The organism is Clostridium sp. AM27-31LB, assembly GCF_003480745.1.
GTDB lineage: Bacteria > Bacillota > Clostridia > Lachnospirales > Lachnospiraceae > Butyribacter > Butyribacter intestini.
Genome location: NZ_QUJS01000019.1, coordinates 1 through 5,374 on the forward strand (window position 1 = coordinate 1; position 5,374 = coordinate 5,374).

The 5,374-nt window shown below is 32.8% G+C and carries 5 protein-coding genes; 3 read left to right on the top strand and 2 right to left on the bottom strand.

The window, feature by feature from the left end; genetic code table 11:
- The 3 genes from DW721_RS15745 to DW721_RS15755 form a co-directional block, all read left to right on the top strand.
- On the top strand, positions 1-1,056 hold a 1,056-nt coding region (locus DW721_RS15745), incomplete at its 5' end, for a helveticin J family class III bacteriocin (protein ID WP_207665632.1).
- Between the two features lie 86 nt (positions 1,057-1,142).
- Positions 1,143-2,468 (top strand): leucine-rich repeat protein, encoded by a 1,326-nt coding sequence (locus DW721_RS15750; protein WP_118746298.1) that lies wholly within the window; start codon positions 1,143-1,145, stop codon positions 2,466-2,468.
- A gap of 26 nt (positions 2,469-2,494) precedes the next feature.
- A complete protein-coding gene (locus DW721_RS15755; RefSeq protein WP_118746299.1) occupies positions 2,495-3,859 on the top strand; it encodes a leucine-rich repeat domain-containing protein in 1,365 nt (454 codons plus the stop codon).
- 130 nt (positions 3,860-3,989) lie between these two features.
- Here the strand turns inward: DW721_RS15755 and DW721_RS15760 are convergent, their stop codons facing one another.
- Together DW721_RS15760 and DW721_RS16530 are read right to left on the bottom strand one after the other, a co-directional pair.
- Positions 3,990-5,201: an AAA family ATPase gene (locus tag DW721_RS15760; protein ID WP_347560408.1), complete on the bottom strand. Its 1,212-nt coding sequence runs from the start codon at positions 5,199-5,201 to the stop codon at positions 3,990-3,992.
- On the bottom strand, positions 5,183-5,344 hold the full coding sequence (locus DW721_RS16530) for a hypothetical protein (protein ID WP_243036049.1): 162 nt from the start codon (positions 5,342-5,344) through the stop codon (positions 5,183-5,185). The genes DW721_RS15760 and DW721_RS16530 overlap by 19 nt, the downstream gene beginning before the upstream one ends.
- Positions 5,345-5,374: the final 30 nt, after the last annotated feature.

A 5,374-nucleotide genomic window follows, 5' to 3' on the forward strand; every position in this document is an offset into this window, starting at 1 on the left:
TTTGATGACCTTGCAGGAATGACATTAGATTTGAGTGATAAAAATATTGTGCCTGATGACAAAGGAAAGGTTGAAATTGATGTAAGTGATGCTGTTCAGCAGGGAAATATGGCAAGGACAACTGTTGTATATGGAGAAAAAAAGTTTACAATAGAGAATTTATCAAATTTTTCAGATGTTGCTGGAGCTACAGTTAAATATAGACCTATACAAAACATATATGTAACAAGTAAATATGTTTATGTTACACAAGTTTATAATGATAAGAATGTTAAACTTTCAAGATGTGAAATAGACACTAAAAATAATAGTAAAGCAAGTTATGTTAACTCAATGAATCTTGAAAATGTGGGGCATGGTCAGACACTTGTTCCATATACGAAAAAGTATGAAGGTGTAGACAGACATTATTTTTTAGTATGTGCAGGTGCCATTAGGAGTGAGGGGTTTGATTATTGGGAGGCTAAGTCTGTTGGAAGAATAAAATATCAACCAGGAGCTACGATAAATCAAATAGATAGCTTTGTTAATGTAGAATATTCAAATAAAACACGAAGTTTATTTGCAAATTTAAGAAGGTGTGCTGTAAATCTTTCTATAGATGGTGAAACCATGCTTATGTTTAAGCAAAGTACATCGGGAAATGTACAGTATTCATTTTATGATTTTAATGAAGTAAATAATATTTTTAATAGCCGTGTTAGTGGGGACAGAAATTTTAAAGGTACAAAACTTGCAGATGCCTGTTTGGGTGATATGGATAAAAATGAATTTCCGAATGGTCAACTACAGGGAATAGATATAGATGATAATTTAAATATTTATATAGTATGTGATGGAGATAATACAGAGGACCAAAAAGCTATATTATCAGTTATTGATTATAAAACACGAAAAACAAGAAATTACGACTTGTCATGGAAAGTAAATAAGAAATTAGAGATAGAAGGAATACAGGTACGCAAAAATAAGATATATATAGGAGCGTCGCCAAAATTAAATGCTGATAGAAAAACAGCATATATTTTTTCTATAGACAGGGATTCTTTAATATAGTTTAGAATAAAGTCGAAGTATATAAGGTGTAATTGAAAGTATTTATAATTAAGTAGTATTATGAAAAACTAGAAACGGAGGTTATTATGGGAAAAGAAAAAAATATTGGAAAAAGAAAGTTTTATGAAAGAAAATATTTGAAAAGGCTTTTGATGTTTGGCATTGTTACGGCGGCAGCGGTTACCATGCTTATGCAGACTGATAATGCTTCGGCAGCAAAGAAGAAAATAAAGCAGGTGAATAATTCGGCTTCTACAAGTTTAAGGAAAGGTGTGCTTACGGTTTCGGGTAAAGGGAAAATGACAAAGAAATTAATACCGACGCAGGCACAGAAAAAAAAGATTAAAAAGATTATTATTAAAAAAGGAATAACTGAACTACCGGAGGAAGCATTTGCGGGGTGTAATAAAGCGGAGGAGATAACTATTTCGTCGTCTGTAAGAAAAATAGGAATGCACGCATTTTCGGATACTGCCGTAAAAGATATGGTAATACCCAAAACAGTAAAAGGAATAGGCTGGGGAATCTGTGAAAGGTGTAAACAGCTTGAAAGCCTGACTGTGCCGGGAAATTTCAAGGTATTAAAACCGTCAAGTGATAAATATTATGAACCATTTGTCGTTGGAGAATATGCGTTAAAGACAGTAAAGTTTTCGACTGCACTTGAACCGGAACTTGTTCGCATGGTTGGAGATTGCGAAAAATTTGAATTGCAGGATAGTGATCCTAATTATAAGAGTATAGATGGAATGATATATACAAAAGATGGAAAAACGCTTGTTAGGATACCTTATGGAAGAAGTGAGGCAGATATTGCTGAGGGATGTGAAACTATTGCAGTTGGAAGTTATGTTTACAAGGCAAATTATTTTTATGAACCGCAGTCATATGGAGGATGTGGACGGTTAAACAAGATTACAATACCTAAAACCGTGAAGAAAGTAACGGATAGTGTTTATAGTGAAAATATATGGTACGGTTATATGGATTATAGAGAAAATTACGATGCCATAGAAATTAAAATAGAAACACCGGAATTGGATGAAAATTCAATAAAGACATTGTGGAAAGTAAAATCGTGGAGAAAGTCGTTAGCAAAAGATTTGGAGAGAAACAAATATGCTGAAGATGCCAATGGAATGATTATACTTTCAAGCGGTTATTTGTGTGGATATATAGGTCAAAAAGATGTAAAAGTTACAATACCCGATAGTGTGAATGTTATAGGAGAAAATGTATTTGAAGATTCTAGTCAGGTATATCAGATTACAATTGGAAAGAATGTAAAAATAATAGAAAAAGCAGCTTTTTATGGTCATAAAAATTTGACCGTATATATAAAGGGGGACAATATAAAAATAAGCAATAATGTTTTTTGGCAATGTAAAAATTATACGATTAAGTTTGAATAATAATATGTGTAGAAAAGAGGGATAAAATGAAAAAATATCTAAAATCAGATTTAAAAATTTTGTCTGTTATGGTTCTTTGTATTGCATTATATTTTTTGTCAGATGATGGAAATTGGCAGTGTTTGACAGAGGTACAGAGAGTGTCAGCAGATGTCAGACCGGGAAATGTGACGGCAGTTTTAAGGAATGGAGTATATGTGGTATCCGGTAAAGGAAAAATGACAAAAAAGCAGATTCCTAATAAAAAACTTAAAAGAAAAATAAAAAAGATTGTTATAAAAAAGGGGGTTACACAGATTCCGGAGAAAGCTTTTAAGGATTGTCGCAATGCTAAAATTATAAAAATAGCATCATCGGTAAGGAATATTGGTACGCAGGCATTTTATAATACTGCAATAAAAAGTATAATATTGCCAAAATCGGTAAAAAAGATAGGCTGGGCGATATGTCAGGAGTGTAGGAATTTAAATGAAATGACATTGCCGGGAAATTTAAGTATTTTTAATAATGAAGAATTCATCCCCAAAATGGTTTCATCATGTTTTATAAAGAAAGATGGTTTAAAGACCGTAAAAAGGGTGAAATTCTCAACACCAATTAGTCCGTGGAATGTTATATATGTTGGAGACTGCGAAAATTTTGAGGTATCTAAAAGTGACCCAAATTATAAGAGTATAGATGGAATGATTTATACAAAGGATGGCAGGATGTTAGTCGCAATTCCATATGCAAGAAAAAAAGTTGTAGTTGCTGAGGGATGCGAGACAGTTGACACTATGAGTTACAGTTATACAGCAAGAGAAGCCATTGACAAATTTAATGAGGAAGAAATATATAATGGCTGTGGAGAAATTGAGAAGATTATATTTCCGTCATCCTTAAAAAAAGTTACCGATGTTATGGCAAAAAAATATTGGAATACGATATATACAGGGAAAAACTGTCGAAAAAATACAAACATACAAGTCAAAATAAAATCAAAAGACTTAGATGTGAAGTCAATGAAGCTTTTATGGAAATCAAATATTCTTTGGAGAAAGTCACTTGCAAAAGAATTTGAGAGACTGGGTAGTGCAAAGATAACTGACGGTATGGTGGTCCTTAGTGACGGATATTTAGTTGGATATATAGGAGATAAATCAGATGCAAAACTGCAATTGCCGAATAATGTAAAAATAATAGGTGAAAATGCATTTAATACATCAAAAGAAGTAACAAATGAAAAGTTTAGTGTGAAATCCATCGTGTTGTGTGATGGATTGGAGAAAATAGAAGATTATGCATTTGATTATGATGGTCTTGAGGTATATTGTGGAAACCAAAGTCTTAGCATATCAGAAAAAGCATTTTGGAATTGTGAGAATTATGAGATAATAAGGCAGAAATCATAAAAATTAAAAAAGAGAGCATTGCAAGCTATACTGTAGAAAATGTAAGGGCTGCAATGTTCTCTTTTTTAATTACAAGAGAGATTTCCGGTTTAACTTCATTATTAAACAAGAGAATTTTGTAGCTGTTATATTAGGAATTTCTCCACTCCTCAATCACACAAGTATGGTGCTTTTTGTCTGAACCATCCGTATTATAATTGATACCAACTAAGAGAATTTTGTCACTGTATCCGGATAATGCGCCATGATATTTTTTCTCTTTTATCTGCTTAATAGCGGTTTCGGCAGACTGATTATATTTAAGTTCAACAATCATTGCGGGTCTGAAACCTGCATTTGATCTCGGAATAAAAGCAAAATCAGCAAAACCTTTGCCTGCAGGTATTTCACGGACGATATTGTAATATCCAGGTGCTGTAAAATATGCCATTGTAAGGACGCAGCTTAATGAGTTTTCATCGTTGTACTTAAGAACGGATGTGTAGGTGTCATGAGCCTGTTCTATCAATTCTGCAACTCTTATGGCGTTTCCATCTATTGTTTCGTCAAGCAGTTCGTCACAAGTTGAAATCGCTTTTGCTATCTCAGACCACTCACCGGTCTGCAAAGCAAGTTCAAATGCGGTTGCCACTTCGTAGTTTGGAATAAATGATTTTTTTCTATCCGCATCATAGCCTAAATAACCCAAATGAATAAGTGCAGTCAAAGCATCATCCTTTGAAGCAATAGTTGAAAAATCATTTTGAAATGTATATGGATTTACTCTGACTTTTCCACCTGCAAGCATTGTCATAATGTCATCTTTAAGACCTGCATAATTCATTGTAATAAATGTATTGATTGATGAGAAAGAAGAAGTGTTTCTCCAGTAAGAAGCAAAGGCATGCCTGTCGATTGCTTCAGATACAGAGTTTGGATTATACATATGAAGTCCGTTTATCAGATAACCGTTGTACCACGCTTTGATTGAATCAAAATCCATATCATATTTTTGGCATAATTGTTTGACTTCTTCCTCTGTGAAACCATAGTATTTTGTTATAGGCTTTGATTTTATCATTGTATATTCACGGAAATTGTTAAGAGCTGACTCGTCCTTAATCTTTTTAATAGGTAAAATTCCGGTGATATATCCGAGTGCTAAAAATGCTTTTGATTCCTCCGATTTAAACAGTGAATGAAGAAATTGCAAATAACTGTGCACAAGTTCTTTGTCATCACTGTTTCTGATAACGCAATCCCATTCGTCAATAATGATTACAAATGGAATAGTTGTTTTATGATAAATTTCATTTAACAGCACATGAATGTCCTTATTGTAATTTAATGGCTCTGCATATATCTCTTATGGCTTACGGCAATACATTTATTTTCTGTTGATAATCTTAAATTTAATTGTTCCAATAATTCTGTTTTATCAACATAAATCATACTATTTTTTGCCTGTGTAAAACTTTCATTTGTCGGATTGAAATATATACCCATTTAAACACCCCGTTTCTTATAAAAAATAGT

What these genes read in the sequence shown, in the direction of transcription:
- DW721_RS15750 (WP_118746298.1), top strand. Translation starts at nt 1,143, where the DNA reads ATGGGAAAAGAAAAAAATATTGGAAAAAGAAAGTTTTATGAAAGAAAA.
- DW721_RS15755 (WP_118746299.1), top strand. Translation starts at nt 2,495, where the DNA reads ATGAAAAAATATCTAAAATCAGATTTAAAAATTTTGTCTGTTATGGTT.
- DW721_RS16530 (WP_243036049.1), bottom strand. Translation starts at nt 5,344, where the DNA reads ATGGGTATATATTTCAATCCGACAAATGAAAGTTTTACACAGGCAAAA.